Raw genomic sequence first — 15,185 nt, 5'->3', positions numbered from 1 at the left:
AAACCGGTGCCCGGAACACGGCGTACCGTGATAGGTGCAGACCCGCACCCCCACCACCAGCTGTGATGGCCTCTCGCAAGCCGGCTGAGAGGTCGTGGGACACCCAGCTGCGACACCTCTGAGGAGAAAGTGCTGTGACCGGGATCAAGACGACCGGCGAGAAGAAGTTGATGTTCTTCTCCGGCCGCGCCCACCCCGAGCTTGCCGAGGAGGTCGCCCACCAGCTGGGTGTCGGGGTCGTCCCGACGAAGGCCTTCGACTTCGCCAATGGCGAGATTTATGTGCGGTATCAGGAGTCGGCGCGGGGTGCCGACTGTTTCCTGATCCAGAGCCACACTGCTCCGATCAACAAGTGGATCATGGAGCAGTTGATCATGATCGATGCGTTGAAGCGTGCGTCGGCCCGGTCCATCACGGTCATCGTGCCCTTCTACGGTTACGCGCGGCAGGACAAGAAGCACCGGGGTCGTGAACCGATTTCGGCGCGTCTGATCGCGGATCTGATGAAGGCGGCGGGTGCGGACCGGCTGTTGACGGTGGATCTGCACACGGATCAGATCCAGGGTTTCTTCGACGGTCCGGTGGACCATCTGTTCGCGCTGCCGCTGCTGGCGGACTACGTGGGTGCGAAGGTGGACCGGCAGAAGCTGACGGTGGTGTCTCCGGACGCGGGCCGTGTGCGGGTGGCGGACCGCTGGTGCGACCGGTTGGGTGCGCCGCTGGCGATCGTGCACAAGCGCCGGGACAAGGACGTGGCGAACCAGGTGACCGTCCACGAGGTCGTGGGTGAGGTCAAGGGCCGGGTGTGTGTCCTGGTGGACGACATGATCGACACCGGTGGCACGATCTGTGCCGCGGCGGACGCGTTGTTTGCGCACGGTGCGGAGGACGTGATCGTGACGGCGACGCACGGGGTGCTGTCGGGTCCCGCGGCGGACCGGCTGAAGAATTCGCGGGTGAGTGAGTTCGTGTTCACGAACACGCTGCCGACGCCGGGTGAGCTGAGTGACGATCTGGACAAGATCAAGGTGCTCTCGATCGCGCCGACGATCGCGAGTGCGGTGCGTGAGGTGTTCGAGGACGGTTCGGTGACGAGCCTGTTCGACGAGCAGTAGTCGTTCCGCGGCAAGGATTGTTCGGTGGGGCTTCGCACGGTGTGCGGGGCCCCGCTGATCGTTTTGGGCGCGGTGCGGGGGTCCGAGTAGACTGCGAGGGTTGCTCGGCGAGGGAGGCCGTGCCGTTCCGTGAGGGGCTGGTGCGGTGGTCCGTTATCGACGCGCTCTTCGTAGCAGGCCGTTCGTGGCCGGGTGACCACGTCCGTTTCTGACTTCGAGGAGTGATCATGTCCGAGGTGAAGCTCGCCGCCGAGACGCGTACCGAGTTCGGCAAGGGTGCCGCCCGTCGTATCCGTCGTGACAGCAAGGTTCCGGGTGTGCTGTACGGGCACGGTTCGGACCCGCTGCACCTGACGCTGCCGGGCCACGAGCTGCTGCTGGCGCTGCGTACGCCGAACGTGCTGATCTCGCTGGACATCGACGGCAAGACGAGCGAGCTGGCGATTCCGAAGGCCGTGCAGCGTGACCCGCTGAAGGGCTTCCTGGAGCACGTGGACCTGCAGCTGGTGCAGCGTGGCGAGAAGGTCAACGTCGAGATCCCGGTGCAGACCGAGGGTGAGCTGGCCCCGGGTGGCAACCTGCTGGAGCACGTGCTGAACGCGCTGCCGGTCGAGGCCGAGGCCACGCACATCCCGGAGCAGGTGTCCGTGTCGGTGGAGGGTCTGACCGCCGGTGACTCGGTCCTCGCCAAGGACATCAAGCTTCCCAACGGCGTGAAGCTGGCCGTGGAGGAGGACGCCGTGGTGCTTCAGGTTCTGGCCGCGCAGGCCGAGGAGGCGCCCGAGGGTGCCGAGGGTGAGGGCGAAGAGGCCGCCGAGGCCTGATCGTTCTGGTAGTCGTCTTGTCGTCGGCCGCTGTTCCCGTGCGGGGCAGCGGCCGACGCGTATGAAGGAGACATGGACGTGACGACCGATGCGGCGGCTCCCTGGCTGGTTGTGGGGCTGGGCAATCCGGGGCCCGAGTACGCGATGAACCGGCACAACGTGGGGTTCTTGGTGGCGGATCTGCTGGCGGAGCGGGTCGGTGGCCGGTTCAAGCGGGCGGGCAAGGCGCAGGCGCAGGTGGTGGAGGGTCGGATCGGTCCGCCGGGGCCTGGGAGTCGGCGGGTGGTGCTGGCGAAGCCGATGTCGTACATGAACCTGTCGGGCGGGCCGGTGAACGCGCTGCGGGAGTTCTACAAGGTGCCGGTGGCTCATGTGGTGGCGGTGCATGACGAGTTGGACATCGACTACGGGACGCTGCGGCTGAAGCTGGGTGGCGGGGACAACGGTCACAACGGGCTGAAGTCGATCACGAAGGCGTTGGGGTCGGATTATCACCGGGTGCGGTTCGGGATCGGGCGTCCGCCGGGGCGGATGCAGGTGGCGGATTTCGTGTTGAAGGACTTCTCGCCGGTGGAGCGCAAGGAGCTGGACTACTTCGTGGACCGTGCGGCGGACGCGGTGGAGTGTCTGGTGATCGAGGGGCTGGAGCGGGCGCAGGGGACGTACAACTCCTGATCCGGTCGCCCATCTCCTGGTTCCGTCGCCGTCTCCTGATCCGGTCGCCCATCTCCTGGTTCCGTCGCCGTTCCTGATCCGGTCGCCGGTCCGGCTCCCGGTCGGCTGATGGGTACATCTGTTGACTTGTCCCCGGCGGAGTTGACCGACCGCGAGGTCATGGCCAAGGATCGCGGCCATGCCTTCTGCGGTCCTCTCCTCCCGGGGCTCTTCCGCCGTGCTGCGCTTCGGCCGGTTCACGGTGATGGGCACGGTCGTCGCGCTGATCCTGATCGCGGGCGTGTGGGCGTCGTGGGGCACGGCGCAGCACGTGATGCTGACGAAGGGGCGCGAGCGGGGCACGGTCGAGGTGACGTCGTGCGGGGAGCGGACGTGCACCGGGCCGTACGCGCCGTTGTCGCAGGGGTCGCAGCCGCGGGCGAGGGTCGTGCTGGAGAACTCGGTCGCCGTGGAGAAGGGGGAGACCTACACGGTGGTCGTGAAGCCGGACGGCGAGCATGTGGTGCGTTCGGGTCCGGCGGGGGTGCTGTATGCCTGGGTGCCGTTGGGCGGGGCCCTGCTGCTGGCGTCGGTGGTGGTGGCCGGCGGGCTGCTGCGGACGCGGACGGCGTGGGTGCTGGGGCTGGCGGGTGCCGGGCTGCTGACGGCGGCGTTCGTGGTGGTGTGAGCCGGTTCGCCCGGGGCGCGCGGATCATCCCGTCGGCGGGTCCGGCGGGGTGTGATCGAGTGTTGCGCATTCGTGCTTGACGGGGTGTCGGGGCGGACAAGATGCTGAACCGCCCCCTCCACATCTTCCCCTGCCGTCACTCGAAGATGGACTGCATCATGCGTAACCGCACTCGCGTCGGCGTTGTCGTCGCCGCGTCCTCCGCAGCACTGCTGGCCGCCCCGGCCGCCCACGCCACGCCGCCCGGTGACAACGGCACGGTCAAGATCCATGACGCTTCGACCGGTGAGGAGCTGCGCCGCAACGAGCCGCACGTGTGCACCTTCTACCTGGACGCCTTCGGTTTCGACGGCGGCCAGGAGGTCGACTGGCGCATCGAGGCGATCCCGCCGAGCGAGAACAAGGGCGAGACGGTGAAGACCGGCGCGCTCACGCTGGACGCCGAGGGTCACGGCCGCACCGAGGACCTGTCGCTGCCGGACGGTCACTACAAGCTGTACTGGACCTTCGAGGGCGAGAAGGGCTCCGCCAAGCACAAGGTGTTCTGGACGGACTGCGAGGACGGCGACGACGGCGGTACGCCGCCTTCCGGGTCGCCGTCCGCGTCGCCCTCCGCGTCGGCGTCCGAGCCGGCCGGGTCGCAGGAGTCCCCGTCGGCCTCGTCGTCCGCCTCTCCGGGTGCGGACGCCTCCTCGTCGCCGCAGGGCGGCTCGGGCGACCTCGCCGAGACCGGCAACGGTGCTCCGGTGGGGCTGCTGTCGGGTGTCGCCGCCGCGCTGGTCGCCGCGGGCGGGTACCTGGTGTTCCGCCGCCGCAGGGCCGGCCAGAGCTGACAGGGCGACACGGCGGTGCCCCCGGGCCGGTGGTCGGCTCGGGGGCACCGTCGTGTCCGGGGGACGCTCAGCCGGTGTTGCGCAGGCCGGCCGCCACGCCGTTGACGGTCAGCAGCAGGGCGCGGGCGAGCAGCGGGTCGGGCTGCTCGCCGGCGGCGGCCGCGTCGCGCTGGCGCTTGAGCAGTGCCACCTGGAGGTAGGAGATGGGGTCGAGGTAGGCGTCGCGGATGGTGAAGGTCTGCTTCAGGACGGGGGTGGCGTCCAGGAGTTCCGTCTCGCCGGTGACGCGGAGCACCTCGGCGACGGTGAGTTCGTGCTCGGCCCTGATGGTGTCGAACACGTGCTTGAGTTCGTCGGGGACGAGGGTGTCGACGTAGTGCTGGGCGATGCGCAGGTCGGTCTTCGCGAGGGTCATCTCGACGTTGGAGATGAAGTTGCGGAAGAAGTGCCACTGCGCGTGCATCTCGTCGAGCACGGTGTCCAGGCCGGCCTCGCGCAGTGCCTTGAGGCCGGAGCCGACGCCGAACCAGCCGGGCACGATCTGCCGGGACTGGGTCCAGCCGAAGACCCAGGGGATGGCGCGCAGGCCGTCGAGCGAGACGCCGGAGCCGGGGCGGCGGGAGGGCCGGGAGCCCAGGTGCAGGTCCGCGAGCTGGTCCACCGGCGTCGACGCGAGGAAGTACGTCGGCAGGTCGGGGTCCTCGACGAGGCGGCGGTAGGCGGCGTGGGCGGCGTCGCTGACGACGTCCATGGCGGCGTCCCAGCGGGCCAGTGCCTCGACGGACTGGCGGGGCGCGGTGTGCAGGGCGGACGCCTGGAGGGTGGCCGCGACGGACAGCTCCAGGTTCTCCCGGGCGAGGGAGGGGATGAGGTACTTGTCGGAGATGACCTCGCCCTGCTCGGTGACCTTGATCTCGCCCTCGAGGGTGCCCCAGGGCTGGGCGAGGATCGCGTCGTGGGTGGGGCCGCCGCCGCGGCCGACGGTGCCGCCGCGGCCGTGGAAGAGGCGCAGCCGTACGCCGTAGCGGTGGGCGACGTCGCGCAGGCGGCGCTGGGCGCGGTGGATCTCCCACTGGCTGGTGGTGATGCCGCCGAACTTGGAGGAGTCGGAGTAGCCGAGCATGACCTCCTGGACGTCGCCCCGGAGCGCGACCAGGCGCCGGTAGGACGGGTCGGAGAGCATGTCCTCGAGGATGGTGTCGGCGGCCTTGAGCTCGTCGGTGGTCTCCAGCAGCGGCACGATGCCGATCTTGGCCCAGCCGGCGTGCAGGTCGATCAGGCCGGCCTCGCGGGCGAGGACGGCGGCGGCGAAGACGTCGTCGGCGCCCTGGCACATGGAGATGATGTACGACTCGACGACCTCGGGTCCGAAGACCTCCAGGGCACGCTTGACGGTGCGGAAGACACCGAGGGTCTTCTCGCCGGCCGCGTCGACGGGCGCGGGCGTCGGGGCGAGGGGCCTTCTGCTGCGCAGTTCCTTGGCGAGGAGCTTGGCGCGGTAGTCGCGCGGCATGTCGGCGTAGCGCCAGGACTCCTCGCCGAGTCGGTCGAACAGCTGACCGAGGGCGTGGTGGTGGGCGTCGGCGTGTTCGCGGACGTCCATGGTGGCGAGCTGGAGGCCGAAGGCGGCGAGGGTGCGGATGGTGCGGGCGAGTCGGCCGTCGGCGAACAGGCCGCCGCGGTGTTCGCGCAGGGAGTTCTGGATGATCCGCAGGTCGGCGAGGAGTTCGGCGGTGCCGAGGTAGTCGCGGCCTGGCTCGTGCGGGGTGCCCTTGGCCAGGCGCAGCTTGGTGTTCTCCAGCTTCTGCCGGATGCAGGTGGCCTTGAGCCGGTAGGGCTCCTCGGCGTTGAGGCGCTTGTAGCGGGGGCTGATCTCGGGGAGGTTGTCGAGGTCGGCCTGGAGGGAGGTGAGGAGTTCCTCGGTGGCTCCGGCGTAGCGGATGGAGTTGGAGAGGAAGCCGCGCAGCTCGTCGATCATCTCCAGGGCGTCGTTGATGCCGTGCTCGTGCTGGAGGATGAGGACGTCCCAGGTCACCTGGGGGGTGACGTTGGGGTTGCCGTCGCGGTCGCCGCCGATCCAGGTGCCGAAGGAAAGGGGGCGGGTGTCGTCGGGGAGCTTGACGCCGACGCGTTCGAGCTCGGCGGTCAGGTCCTCCAGGACGTCGCCGACGGCGCCGGCGTGCAGTTCGTCGAGGTAGTAGATCGCGTTGCGGGCCTCGTCGGCGGGTTCGGGACGGACGACGCGCAGTTCGTCGGTCTGCCAGACGAGGTCGATGTTCTCGGCGAGGCGGATGTCGAGGCGGCGCCGGTCGGACTCGATCACGGGGGTGTCGAGCAGGGCGGCGATCCGGCGGAGCTTGTTGAGGACGGAACGGCGGGCGGCCTCGGTGGGATGGGCGGTGAACACCGGGCGGACGTTGAGGTGGCGGACCGTCTCGCGCAGGTGCTCGGGGTCGGCGTCCTTGAGACGGTCGGCGGTGCGGGCGAGCAGGCCGCCCTCGGCGGCGCGCCGGGCACGCAGCTCGCGGCCCCGGTGCACCTGTTCGGTGACGTTGGCGAGGTGGAAGTAGGTGGAGAAGGCGCGGACCAGCTTGGCCGCGGTCTCCAGTTCCGTGCCGCGCAGCAGCTCGGCGGCGGCCTCGCCGTCCTCACGGGTGAGTCGGCGGACCTTCTCGACGAGGTCCAGCAGTTCCGGGCCCTCCTGCCGGACCAGGGTCTCCCCGAGGAGATCACCCAGTCGGCGGATGTCGGCACGCAGCTCGCTGCTCGTCGTGGTCCGGTCGTCGGCACTGCTCACAGGTGCGGCTCCTTGCAGTGTTGAAGCTCGTCTGGGAGGGGAACCCGGACGGCGTCTCGCGCGGCGGGCGCCGCATACGGGCCGGGCGTCCGGGAAGAAATCAGAGCGGACCGCGCTGTCCGACCGACTCCAAGGATAGGTGTCGACCCGGACGCGCTGGCTCACGGGCTCTTGCCGCCGGGCGACGCACTGCCATACTTACGATGCCGTAGGTTACGGGACCGTAGGAAGTGGTACACGGTCCCTGCGACCCGGCATCCCAAGTCCACATACCCCACAGGGGACACGTATGACCTCAAGTAGTTCCGATGTGATCGAAGAAGCCTCGAAGAGGCCGGGCCCGGACGACACGGCCCCGCCCTCCGCCACGCTGGGCGGCGAGCGCAAGCGCTCCGTCGAGCAGATCACGCTTCTGTTCTTCATCGTCGTTCCGTTCCTCGCGCTGCTCGCGGCGGTTCCGCTGGCGTGGGGCTGGGGCGTGAGTTGGCTGGACCTCGGTCTGCTGGTCTTCTTCTACTTCTTGGGATGCCACGGCATCACCATCGGCTTCCACCGCCACTTCACCCACGGTTCCTTCAAGGCCAAGCGGCCCCTGAAGATCGCGCTGGCCGTGGCGGGGTCCATGGCGGTCGAGGGGCCGCTGGTGCGCTGGGTGGCCGACCACCGCAGGCACCACCGGTTCTCCGACGCCGAGGGCGACCCGCACTCGCCGTGGCGCTACGGCGAGACGGTCCCGGCGCTGCTGAAAGGCCTGTGGTGGGCCCACATCGGATGGATGTTCGACGAGGAGCAGACGCCGCAGGAGAAGTACGCGCCGGACCTGATCAAGGACCCGGCGCTGCGGGCGATCTCCCGGCAGTTCGTGCTGTGGACGGCGCTGTCGCTGGCGCTGCCCGCGCTGATCGGCGGTCTGGTGACGATGTCCTGGTGGGGCGCGTTCACCGGGTTCTTCTGGGGCTCGCTGGTGCGGGTGGCGCTGCTGCACCACGTGACGTGGTCGATCAACTCGATCTGCCACGCGGTCGGCAAGCGCCCGTTCAAGTCGCGTGACCGTTCGGGCAACGTGTGGTGGCTGGCGATCCTGTCCTGCGGCGAGTCCTGGCACAACCTGCACCACGCCGACCCGACGTCGGCGCGGCACGGTGTGGAGCGCGGGCAGCTCGATTCGAGCGCCCGGCTGATCCGCTGGTTCGAGAAGGCGGGCTGGGCGTACGACGTGCGGTGGCCGTCACGCTCGCGTATCGATTCCCGTCGCCAGGTCGAGGAAGGCGGCTCCCGGCGCGGGAAGGAGACCGTCAAGGCGGCATGATGGTCGGCGTGGCGACCGACTCCAGCAGTACCCCGAGCAACGACAAGCCGCGGCGTGCGCGCCGTACCCGGATGACCGGTGCCGAGCGCCGGCAGCAGTTGCTGGAGATCGGCCGCACGCTGTTCGCTGCGAAGGGCTTCGAGGGCACGTCGGTGGAGGAGATCGCGGCGAAGGCCGGGGTCTCCAAGCCGGTGGTGTACGAGCACTTCGGGGGCAAGGAGGGGCTGTACGCCGTGGTGGTGGACCGCGAGATGCGCCGTCTGCTGGACATGGTGACCAGCTCGCTGACCGCCGGTCACCCGCGCGAGCTGTGCGAGCAGGCGGCGTTCGCGCTGCTGGACTACATCGAGGAGTACACGGACGGTTTCCGCATCCTGGTCCGTGACTCCCCGATCCCCCAGTCGACGGGTTCGTTCGCGTCCCTGATCTCCGACATCGCCACGCAGGTGGAGGACATTCTCGGCCGCGAGTTCAAGAGCCGCGGCTTTGATCCGAAGCTGGCCCCGCTGTACGCGCAGGCGCTGGTGGGGATGGTCGCGCTGACCGGGCAGTGGTGGCTGGACGTCCGCAAGCCGAAGAAGGCGGAGGTGGCCGCCCATCTGGTGAACCTGGCCTGGCACGGTCTGGACGGCCTGGAGCCGAAGCCGCGGCTGATAGGCCACCGCAAGTCCTAGCGAGGTACAGGCAGTGTCCGCCCGTACGGGGTGCCGGAGCCGTCAGACGGCCCGCGCACCCCGTTCGCGCGTCCGGGCCACGGCGAAGACGCGGCGGAAGGGGAAGGGCGTGCCGTGGGGGCCCGGCGGGTAGGCCGCACGCAGGGCGGTGCGGTACTCGGCGAGGAACGCGTCCCGCGCCTCGGGGTCGTCGGCGAGGGCGGTGAGCACGGGGCGCAGCCCGGTGCCCTTGACCCAGTCCAGGACGGGGTCGTCGCCCTGGAGCAGGTGGACGTACGTCGTCTCCCACACGTCGGCCGCGCAACCGAGGCCGGTCAGCCGCTGCAGGTACTCCTCGGGGCGCAGTACGGCGCCGGAGTGGCGCAGGACGCCGTCGAGGCGGGCGCGCCAGCGCGGGGACCGGGTGAGCCGGCGCATCAGGGCGTGGCTGGGGGCGTCGAAGTTGCCGGGTACCTGGAAGGCGAGGGTGCCGCCGGGGGCGAGGCCGGCGATCCAGTCGGGGAAGCGTTCGGCGTGCCCGGGGATCCACTGGAGCGTGGCGTTGCTGACGATCAGGTCGTGGGGCCGGTCCGGGGTCCAGATGCGCACGTCGGCGCGGAGGAAGGTGAGCCGGCCGCCGCCGGTGGTGGGGCCGTCGTGGTCGACGTGGGCCCGGTCGAGCATCTCGGGCGCGTTGTCGTAGCCGGTGATGAGGGCGGTGGGCCAGCGGTCGGCGAGCAGGGCGGTGACGTTGCCGGCGCCGCAGCCGAGGTCGGCGATGCGGGGCGGGTCGCCGGGCAGGGACGCGACGCGGGCGAGGAGGTCGGTGAAGGGGCGGGTGCGGTGACCGGCGTGGCGCAGGTACTGGGCGGGGTCCCAGGTGGGGCGGGCGGCTGCGGACATGGGCGCCTCCTGGATGCTGTGGGACTGGTTTCCCACGGACGGGACACTTAATCTCGACCTCAAGAGACTTGATGTCAAGAGACTTCATGTCGACACAACCACTACACTGATCGCCATGGAGGACGAGGTCGATCGGCTGGTCGCAGCGTGGCGCCGGGAGCGCCCGGACCTCGACGTGGAGCCGCTCGAGGTGCTCAGCCGGGTGAGCAGGCTGGCCCGGCACCTGGACCGGGCGCGTCGGCTGGCCTTCGCCGAGCACGGCCTGGAGCCCTGGGAGTTCGACGTGCTGACCGCGCTGCGCCGCGCGGGCACCCCGTACCAGCTCTCGCCGGGGCAGTTGCTCACCCAGACGCTGGTCACCTCGGGCACGATGACCAACCGCATCGACCGCCTGGCCAAGAAGGGCCTGGTGGAGCGGCTGCCCGACCCGAGCGACCGGCGGGGGGTACTGGTCCGCCTCACCGACGAGGGCCGCGACCGCGCCGACCAGTCGCTGGCCGGACTGCTGGCGCAGGAGCGCGCCATCCTCGCGGAGCTGTCCCGCGCCCAGCGCAGCGAACTGGCCGGGCTGCTACGCCAGCTGACCGCCCCGTTCGACAACATCCCCGGTTAGGTCGACGGGCCCCACGCCCGCGCGGCGGGCCAGGGCGACCGCGGCCAGGGTGGAGTGCACGCCCAGTTTGCCGAGGACGTTCTGCATGTGGGTCCGGACCGTGTGCGGGGACAGGTACAGGCGCTCGGCGACCGCCTTGCGCCCCAGGCCCGCCACCATGCACCGCAGCACCTCGCGCTCGCGCGGGGTCAGCGACTCCACGAGCCGTTCGCTCTCGGTGCGGTGCTTGCGGGCGGCCGTCAGCTCCCGCAGGACGCCGGTCAGCAGTGCGGGCGGCAGATGGGTCTCCTCGCGCAGCACGCCCCGGATCACGCTGAGCAGCCGGTTCAGCGAGCAGTCCTTGGCCACCCAGCCCGAGGCGCCGGCCTGGAGGGCGAGGGCGGCACGGCGCGCGTCGTCCTTCTCGGCGAGCACCACGATCCGCACCTGCGGCTGCGCCGCACGCACCCCGGTGACCAGCGATATCCCGTCGACCAGGCCGTCCTCGTCGCCGTCCTGCACCGGCACGGCCGTACGGCCGCCCGGCACCCGGCCGCCCAGATCGGCGTCGACGAGCAGCACGTCGAATCTGCGCCCCTCCGCCGCCGCCCGCTCCAGACAGCGCAGCGCGGCCGGACCGCTGCCCGCCGCCGCGACGTCGACGTCGGGCTCCGCGGCCAGGGCCGCGGCGAGTGACTCGGCGAAGATGCGATGGTCGTCGACGACCAGAACCCGGATGCGAACCACGAAACCCCCTTCCCCGAGCTCCTCAGAGCAGGGGATTACCCCATCGTCGAAGAACGACACCGGCGCGGGCACGGCGCCGAAGTCCACGGACCGGACTCCCCCGACCGTCATCGCCCCCTGAACGGCACCGGCCCCCACCGGCGCTGCACATCAGAGTACGGGCGGGGGCCGGGAGCGGAAGGTTATTTGCAGAACTGGCGGTCCCACGCGTTTATGGTGAGCCGCATGTTTCGTCTCGAGACAGAAGTCGACAAGGCCCGACGTGATCTGCTCCGTACGCGGCTGCGGGACACCAACACCGCCGCGTCCCCGGTGCTGCGCGCGCTGCGCGGCACGCCGGACGAGCGCGAGGTCCCTTTGCACGTGTGGGCCATGACGGCGAACGACGAGCTGGCGGGCGGCCTGGTGGGGCACACGTGGACGAGCTGGCTGCACGTGACCTATCTGTGGGTGGACGCACGCCACCGCGGAGCGGGCCTGGGCTCCCGGCTGCTGGCGCAGGCGGAGCGCGTCGCCTCCCGGCGCGGCTGCCGGGCCGCGCGACTGGAGACCTGGGACTTCCAGGCCCCGGACTTCTACCGCGAGCGGGGCTACGAGGTGGTGTGCGCGATCCCCGACTATCCGCCGGGGGTCACGGAGTACACGCTGACCAAGCGGCTCGGCTGAGGTCGCGCCCGCCGGGGGTCACCCCAGCCGGCGCGCCCCAGCCGAGGGAACCGCCTCGAAGACGCGGGGGGCGGTGAGGCCGGCCGCCACGAAGGCCTCCTGGACCGCCTTGGTGACGGCCGCGACGTCGGCCTCCTCGGCCAGCACGATCGCGGAGCCGCCGAAGCCGCCGCCGGTCATGCGGGCGCCCAGCGCCCCGGCGGACAGGGCCGTGTCGACGACCAGGTCGAGCTCGGGGCAGGAGATCCGGAAGTCGTCGCGCAGGGAGGCGTGGCCCTCGGCGAGGACGGGCCCGATGGCCCGGGTGTCACCCGCCTCCAGCAGCGACACCACCCGCTCCACCCGCTCGTCCTCCGTCACGACGTGCCGCACCAGGCGGCGCACCTCCTCGTCGTCGCCGAGCCGGTCCAGCGCCGCGTCGAGCCCCTCGTACGGGACGTCGCGCAGGGCGGGGACGCCGAGCAGGGCCGCGCCCTTCTCGCAGCCGGCGCGGCGCCTGCCGTACTCCCCCTCGCTGTGGGAGTGCTCGACCCGTGTGTCGACGACGAGCAGGCGCATGCCCTCGGCGGCCAGGTCGAAGGGGATCTGGCGCTGCGACAGGTCACGGGTGTCGAGGAACAGGGCGTGTCCCGGCTCGCAGCAGGCCGACGCCGTCTGGTCCATGATGCCGACCGGGGCGCCGACGTACGCGTTCTCCGCGCGCCGGCACAGGCGGGCCAGCTGCGGTCCCTCCAGGCCCAGGGCGAACAGGTCGTTCAGGGCGAGGGCCGTCACGACCTCGAGGGCCGCCGACGACGACAGCCCCGCGCCCGGCGGGACGGTGGACGCCAGATGGATGTCCGCGCCGGTCACCGCGTGCCCGGCCTCGCGCAGCGCCCACACCACGCCCGCGGGGTAGGCGGTCCAGCCCTTGTCCGACGCGGGGACGAGGGCGTCCACCGCGAGTTCCACCACAGGGCCGTCGATGTCGGCGGAGTGCAGGCGCAGGACGCCGTCCTCGCGCCGGGCGACCGCCGCGACCGCGGTGTGCGGCAGGGCGAAGGGCATGACGAAGCCGTCGTTGTAGTCGGTGTGCTCGCCGATGAGGTTGACCCGGCCCGGCGCCGCCCACACCCCGTCCGGCGCAGCCGCGTACAGTTCCCCGAACCGCTCCGCGACCGTCTCGGCAACAGCCTCGCTCATGCCCTGACCCCGACCTTCCGTACGTGTCTAGTTGGCGCGCTTGCGCGCGAAGTCCCACGCGTCCGCGACGATCCCCGCGAGGTCCGCGCGGGACGGGTTCCAGCCCAGCTTCTCGCGGGCCGTGGCGGCCGACGCCACCAGGACCGCCGGGTCGCCGCCCCGGCGCGGGGCCACCACCTCAGGGATCGGGTGGCCGGTGACCCGGCGGACCGTCTCGATCACCTCGCGGACGGAGAAGCCGTTGCCGTTGCCGAGGTTGCAGACGAGGTGCTCGCCGGGGGCGGCGGCGTCGAGCGCCAGCAGATGGGCCTCGGCCAGGTCGGCGACGTGGATGTAGTCGCGCACGCAGGTGCCGTCCGGGGTCGGGTAGTCGTCGCCGTACACCTGGATCGTCTCGCGCCTGCCCTGCGCCACCTGGAGGACGAGCGGGATCAGGTGGGACTCGGGGTCGTGGCGCTCGCCGTGCTCGCCGTAGGCACCGGCGACGTTGAAGTAACGCAGGGAGGCCGCGCCCAGGCCGTGCGCCGCCGCCTCACCGGTGATCATGTGGTCGACGGCGAGCTTGGAGGCGCCGTAGGGGTTGGTGGGCCGGGTGGGGGCGGACTCCACGATCGGAACCTGCTCCGGCTCGCCGTAGGTGGCCGCCGTGGAGGAGAACACCAGCCGGCGCACGCCCGCCTCGCGCATCGCGGCGAGCAGCGCCATGGTGCCGCCGACGTTGTTCTCCCAGTACTTCTCCGGCTTCACCACCGACTCGCCGACCTGCGAGAACGCGGCGAAGTGCAGCACGCCGTCGTACGAGGGGTCCAGCCACTCGGCCGCGTCGCGGATGTCGCCCTCGACGAAGGCCGCGCCCGCGGGCACACCCTCGCGGAAGCCGGTGGAGAGGTTGTCGAGCACGACGACCTCGTGACCGGCCTCCAGCAGATGCTGGGCGACGACACTGCCGACATAGCCCGCACCACCGGTGACCAGGTACTTCCCGCTCATGAACTCGCTACCTCTCGCAGTCGTTCGGCCGCGCGCTCCGGCGGCACGTCGTTGATGAACACGTTCATGCCGGACTCGGAACCCGCGAGGAACTTCAGCTTGCCGGAAGTGCGGCGGACGGTGAAAAGCTCTAGGTGGAGCGCGAAGTCGTCGCGTGTGACGCCGTCGAAGTCCTCCAGCGTGCCGAACGGTGCCTGGTGCCAGGCAGCGATGTACGGCGTCGGAGGCTCACCCTCCCCGAAGATCCGGTCGAACCGCCGCAACAGTTCCAGGTACACCTCGGGGAACTCCGTGCGCGCCGCCTCCTCCAGCCCGAGCAGGTCCGGCACCCGGCGCCTGGGGTAGAGGTGCACCTCGTACGGCCAGTGGGCCGCGTACGGCACGAAGGCCACCCAGTGTTCACCCTCCAGGACGACCCGCTCCCCGGCGCGCTCCCGCTCCAGCACGGCGTCGAAGAGGTTCTCTCCCCCCGTCGCCTCCTTGTGGGCGGCCACTTGGCCCAGCATCAGGGCAGTGCGGGGAGTGGTGAAGGGGTAGGCGTAGATCTGCCCGTGGGGGTGCTGGAGCGTGACGCCGATCTCGGCACCCCGGTTCTCGAAGCAGAACACCTGTTCCACGGAGGGCAGGTGCGACAGCTCCGAGGTGCGGTCCGTCCAGGCCTCCAGCACCAGGCGTGCCTGTTCCTCACTCAGGTCGGCGAAGGAGGCCCGGTGGTCGGAGGTGAAGCAGACGACCTCGCAGCGCCCGGAGTCCCCCGCCAGCGAGGGGAACCGGTTCTCGAAGACGACCACGTCGTAGGAGGAGTCCGGGATCTCGCTCAGCCGCTCCCCCTCGGAGGGGCACAGCGGACACTCGTCGGCCGGCGGGTGGTAGGTGCGGGCCTGGCGGTGCGAGGCGACGGCGACGCGGTCGCCGAGCAGGGGATCACGGCGGATCTCGGACGTGGTGACGGTGGCGTCGAGCGGGCGGCGGTCGGCCGCGTCGCGCACGGCGTCGTCCCGCAGGTCGTAGTAGATGAGCTCGCGACCGTCGGCCAGCCGGGTCGAGGTCTTCTTCACGCCGGACGCTCCATTCGAGCCTTCACACTCTTCCAACAGAACCCAACATACCAAAACACGAATCACCACAGTCGTCAACATCACTTCAAACAGGGGGCACCAACAAAACCGTTCAATCACTGAACGCGGAGGCATAGGTTCCAGCAGATCGGTTCGCGCAACGAAGCGAGTACT

Annotated in this window: 15 protein-coding genes; 9 read left to right on the top strand and 6 right to left on the bottom strand. The window is 70.7% G+C overall.

The features are described from left to right. Positions 1 to 134: 134 nt before the first annotated feature. From ACFYOV_RS25430 to ACFYOV_RS25410, 5 genes are all read left to right on the top strand, one after another. The gene (locus ACFYOV_RS25430; RefSeq protein WP_389091031.1) at positions 135 to 1,115 is read left to right on the top strand and encodes a ribose-phosphate diphosphokinase; all 981 of its coding nucleotides are present in this window, start codon (positions 135 to 137) and stop codon (positions 1,113 to 1,115) included. Between the two features lie 227 nt (positions 1,116 to 1,342). Continuing rightward, entirely contained in the window at positions 1,343 to 1,939 is a 597-nt protein-coding gene (locus ACFYOV_RS25425) for a 50S ribosomal protein L25/general stress protein Ctc (protein WP_389091030.1), read from the top strand. A gap of 72 nt (positions 1,940 to 2,011) precedes the next feature. Beyond that, positions 2,012 to 2,614, top strand: coding sequence for an aminoacyl-tRNA hydrolase (gene pth, locus ACFYOV_RS25420; RefSeq protein WP_389091027.1), 603 nt, complete (start codon positions 2,012 to 2,014; stop codon positions 2,612 to 2,614). A 178-nt stretch (positions 2,615 to 2,792) separates the two neighbouring features. Beyond that, complete coding sequence (locus tag ACFYOV_RS25415; RefSeq protein WP_389091025.1) at positions 2,793 to 3,281, top strand: hypothetical protein; 489 nt, start codon at positions 2,793 to 2,795, stop codon at positions 3,279 to 3,281. Between the two features lie 158 nt (positions 3,282 to 3,439). Continuing rightward, positions 3,440 to 4,114 carry an LPXTG cell wall anchor domain-containing protein gene (locus ACFYOV_RS25410; protein WP_389091023.1) on the top strand — a complete coding sequence of 225 codons (675 nt, stop codon included), beginning with the start codon at positions 3,440 to 3,442 and terminating at the stop codon, positions 4,112 to 4,114. A 67-nt stretch (positions 4,115 to 4,181) separates the two neighbouring features. Here ACFYOV_RS25410 and ppc read toward each other — a convergent pair whose 3' ends face one another. Next, on the bottom strand, positions 4,182 to 6,911 hold the full coding sequence (ppc, locus tag ACFYOV_RS25405; protein ID WP_389091020.1) for a phosphoenolpyruvate carboxylase: 2,730 nt from the start codon (positions 6,909 to 6,911) through the stop codon (positions 4,182 to 4,184). Between the two features lie 289 nt (positions 6,912 to 7,200). On the opposite strand from ppc, the gene ACFYOV_RS25400 reads away from it, so the two are divergent. Both ACFYOV_RS25400 and ACFYOV_RS25395 read left to right on the top strand, forming a co-directional pair. Beyond that, a complete protein-coding gene (locus ACFYOV_RS25400) occupies positions 7,201 to 8,220 on the top strand; it encodes an acyl-CoA desaturase (RefSeq protein WP_389091018.1) in 1,020 nt (339 codons plus the stop codon). Beyond that, positions 8,217 to 8,894, top strand: coding sequence for a TetR family transcriptional regulator (locus tag ACFYOV_RS25395; protein ID WP_389091016.1), 678 nt, complete (start codon positions 8,217 to 8,219; stop codon positions 8,892 to 8,894). Before ACFYOV_RS25400 ends, ACFYOV_RS25395 begins: the two co-directional genes overlap by 4 nt. Positions 8,895 to 8,936: 42 nt before the next feature. Here ACFYOV_RS25395 and ACFYOV_RS25390 read toward each other — a convergent pair whose 3' ends face one another. Beyond that, the gene (locus tag ACFYOV_RS25390; protein WP_389091013.1) at positions 8,937 to 9,776 is read right to left on the bottom strand and encodes a trans-aconitate 2-methyltransferase; all 840 of its coding nucleotides are present in this window, start codon (positions 9,774 to 9,776) and stop codon (positions 8,937 to 8,939) included. Positions 9,777 to 9,891: 115 nt separating this feature from the next. Between ACFYOV_RS25390 and tamR the strand changes: the two genes are divergently transcribed. Beyond that, the gene (gene tamR, locus ACFYOV_RS25385; RefSeq protein ID WP_389091012.1) at positions 9,892 to 10,389 is read left to right on the top strand and encodes a MarR family transcriptional regulator TamR; all 498 of its coding nucleotides are present in this window, start codon (positions 9,892 to 9,894) and stop codon (positions 10,387 to 10,389) included. Here the strand turns inward: tamR and ACFYOV_RS25380 are convergent. After that, entirely contained in the window at positions 10,348 to 11,115 is a 768-nt protein-coding gene (locus tag ACFYOV_RS25380) for a LuxR C-terminal-related transcriptional regulator (protein WP_389091010.1), read from the bottom strand. The two genes, tamR and ACFYOV_RS25380, sit on opposite strands and share 42 nt — an antisense overlap. Positions 11,116 to 11,328: 213 nt before the next feature. Here ACFYOV_RS25380 and ACFYOV_RS25375 point away from each other — a divergent pair, with 213 nt between their 5' ends. Then, complete coding sequence (locus ACFYOV_RS25375) at positions 11,329 to 11,781, top strand: GNAT family N-acetyltransferase (protein ID WP_389091008.1); 453 nt, start codon at positions 11,329 to 11,331, stop codon at positions 11,779 to 11,781. Positions 11,782 to 11,799: 18 nt separating this feature from the next. On the opposite strand, the gene galK is transcribed toward ACFYOV_RS25375, so the two are convergent. Genes galK through galT form a run of 3 tightly spaced genes read right to left on the bottom strand, consistent with a single transcriptional unit; the run spans position 11,800 to position 15,011 of the window. After that, the gene (gene galK, locus ACFYOV_RS25370) at positions 11,800 to 12,963 is read right to left on the bottom strand and encodes a galactokinase (RefSeq protein ID WP_389091005.1); all 1,164 of its coding nucleotides are present in this window, start codon (positions 12,961 to 12,963) and stop codon (positions 11,800 to 11,802) included. 27 nt (positions 12,964 to 12,990) lie between these two features. After that, entirely contained in the window at positions 12,991 to 13,953 is a 963-nt protein-coding gene (gene galE / locus ACFYOV_RS25365) for a UDP-glucose 4-epimerase GalE (RefSeq protein ID WP_389091003.1), read from the bottom strand. After that, on the bottom strand, positions 13,950 to 15,011 hold the full coding sequence (galT, locus tag ACFYOV_RS25360) for a galactose-1-phosphate uridylyltransferase (RefSeq protein WP_389091000.1): 1,062 nt from the start codon (positions 15,009 to 15,011) through the stop codon (positions 13,950 to 13,952). The genes galE and galT overlap by 4 nt, the downstream gene beginning before the upstream one ends. Positions 15,012 to 15,185: the final 174 nt, after the last annotated feature.

The sequence above is a fragment of the Streptomyces sp. NPDC005931 genome, from assembly GCF_042871235.1.
Classification (GTDB): domain Bacteria; phylum Actinomycetota; class Actinomycetes; order Streptomycetales; family Streptomycetaceae; genus Streptomyces.
The sequence above is the reverse complement of the archived record's forward strand: the minus strand, read 5'-3'. Positions and strand labels throughout refer to the sequence as shown.

Excerpts from the sequence above, each read along its gene's own strand:
- ACFYOV_RS25415 (WP_389091025.1), top strand. The coding sequence starts at position 2,793 with ATGCCTTCTGCGGTCCTCTCCTCCCGGGGCTCTTCCGCCGTGCTGCGC.
- galK (WP_389091005.1), bottom strand. The coding sequence starts at position 12,963 with ATGAGCGAGGCTGTTGCCGAGACGGTCGCGGAGCGGTTCGGGGAACTG.
- ACFYOV_RS25375 (WP_389091008.1), top strand. The coding sequence starts at position 11,329 with ATGGTGAGCCGCATGTTTCGTCTCGAGACAGAAGTCGACAAGGCCCGA.
- pth (WP_389091027.1), top strand. The coding sequence starts at position 2,012 with ATGGACGTGACGACCGATGCGGCGGCTCCCTGGCTGGTTGTGGGGCTG.
- ACFYOV_RS25400 (WP_389091018.1), top strand. The coding sequence starts at position 7,201 with ATGACCTCAAGTAGTTCCGATGTGATCGAAGAAGCCTCGAAGAGGCCG.
- galE (WP_389091003.1), bottom strand. The coding sequence starts at position 13,953 with ATGAGCGGGAAGTACCTGGTCACCGGTGGTGCGGGCTATGTCGGCAGT.
- ACFYOV_RS25410 (WP_389091023.1), top strand. The coding sequence starts at position 3,440 with ATGCGTAACCGCACTCGCGTCGGCGTTGTCGTCGCCGCGTCCTCCGCA.
- tamR (WP_389091012.1), top strand. The coding sequence starts at position 9,892 with ATGGAGGACGAGGTCGATCGGCTGGTCGCAGCGTGGCGCCGGGAGCGC.
- ACFYOV_RS25390 (WP_389091013.1), bottom strand. The coding sequence starts at position 9,776 with ATGTCCGCAGCCGCCCGCCCCACCTGGGACCCCGCCCAGTACCTGCGC.
- ACFYOV_RS25425 (WP_389091030.1), top strand. The coding sequence starts at position 1,343 with ATGTCCGAGGTGAAGCTCGCCGCCGAGACGCGTACCGAGTTCGGCAAG.
- ACFYOV_RS25395 (WP_389091016.1), top strand. The coding sequence starts at position 8,217 with ATGATGGTCGGCGTGGCGACCGACTCCAGCAGTACCCCGAGCAACGAC.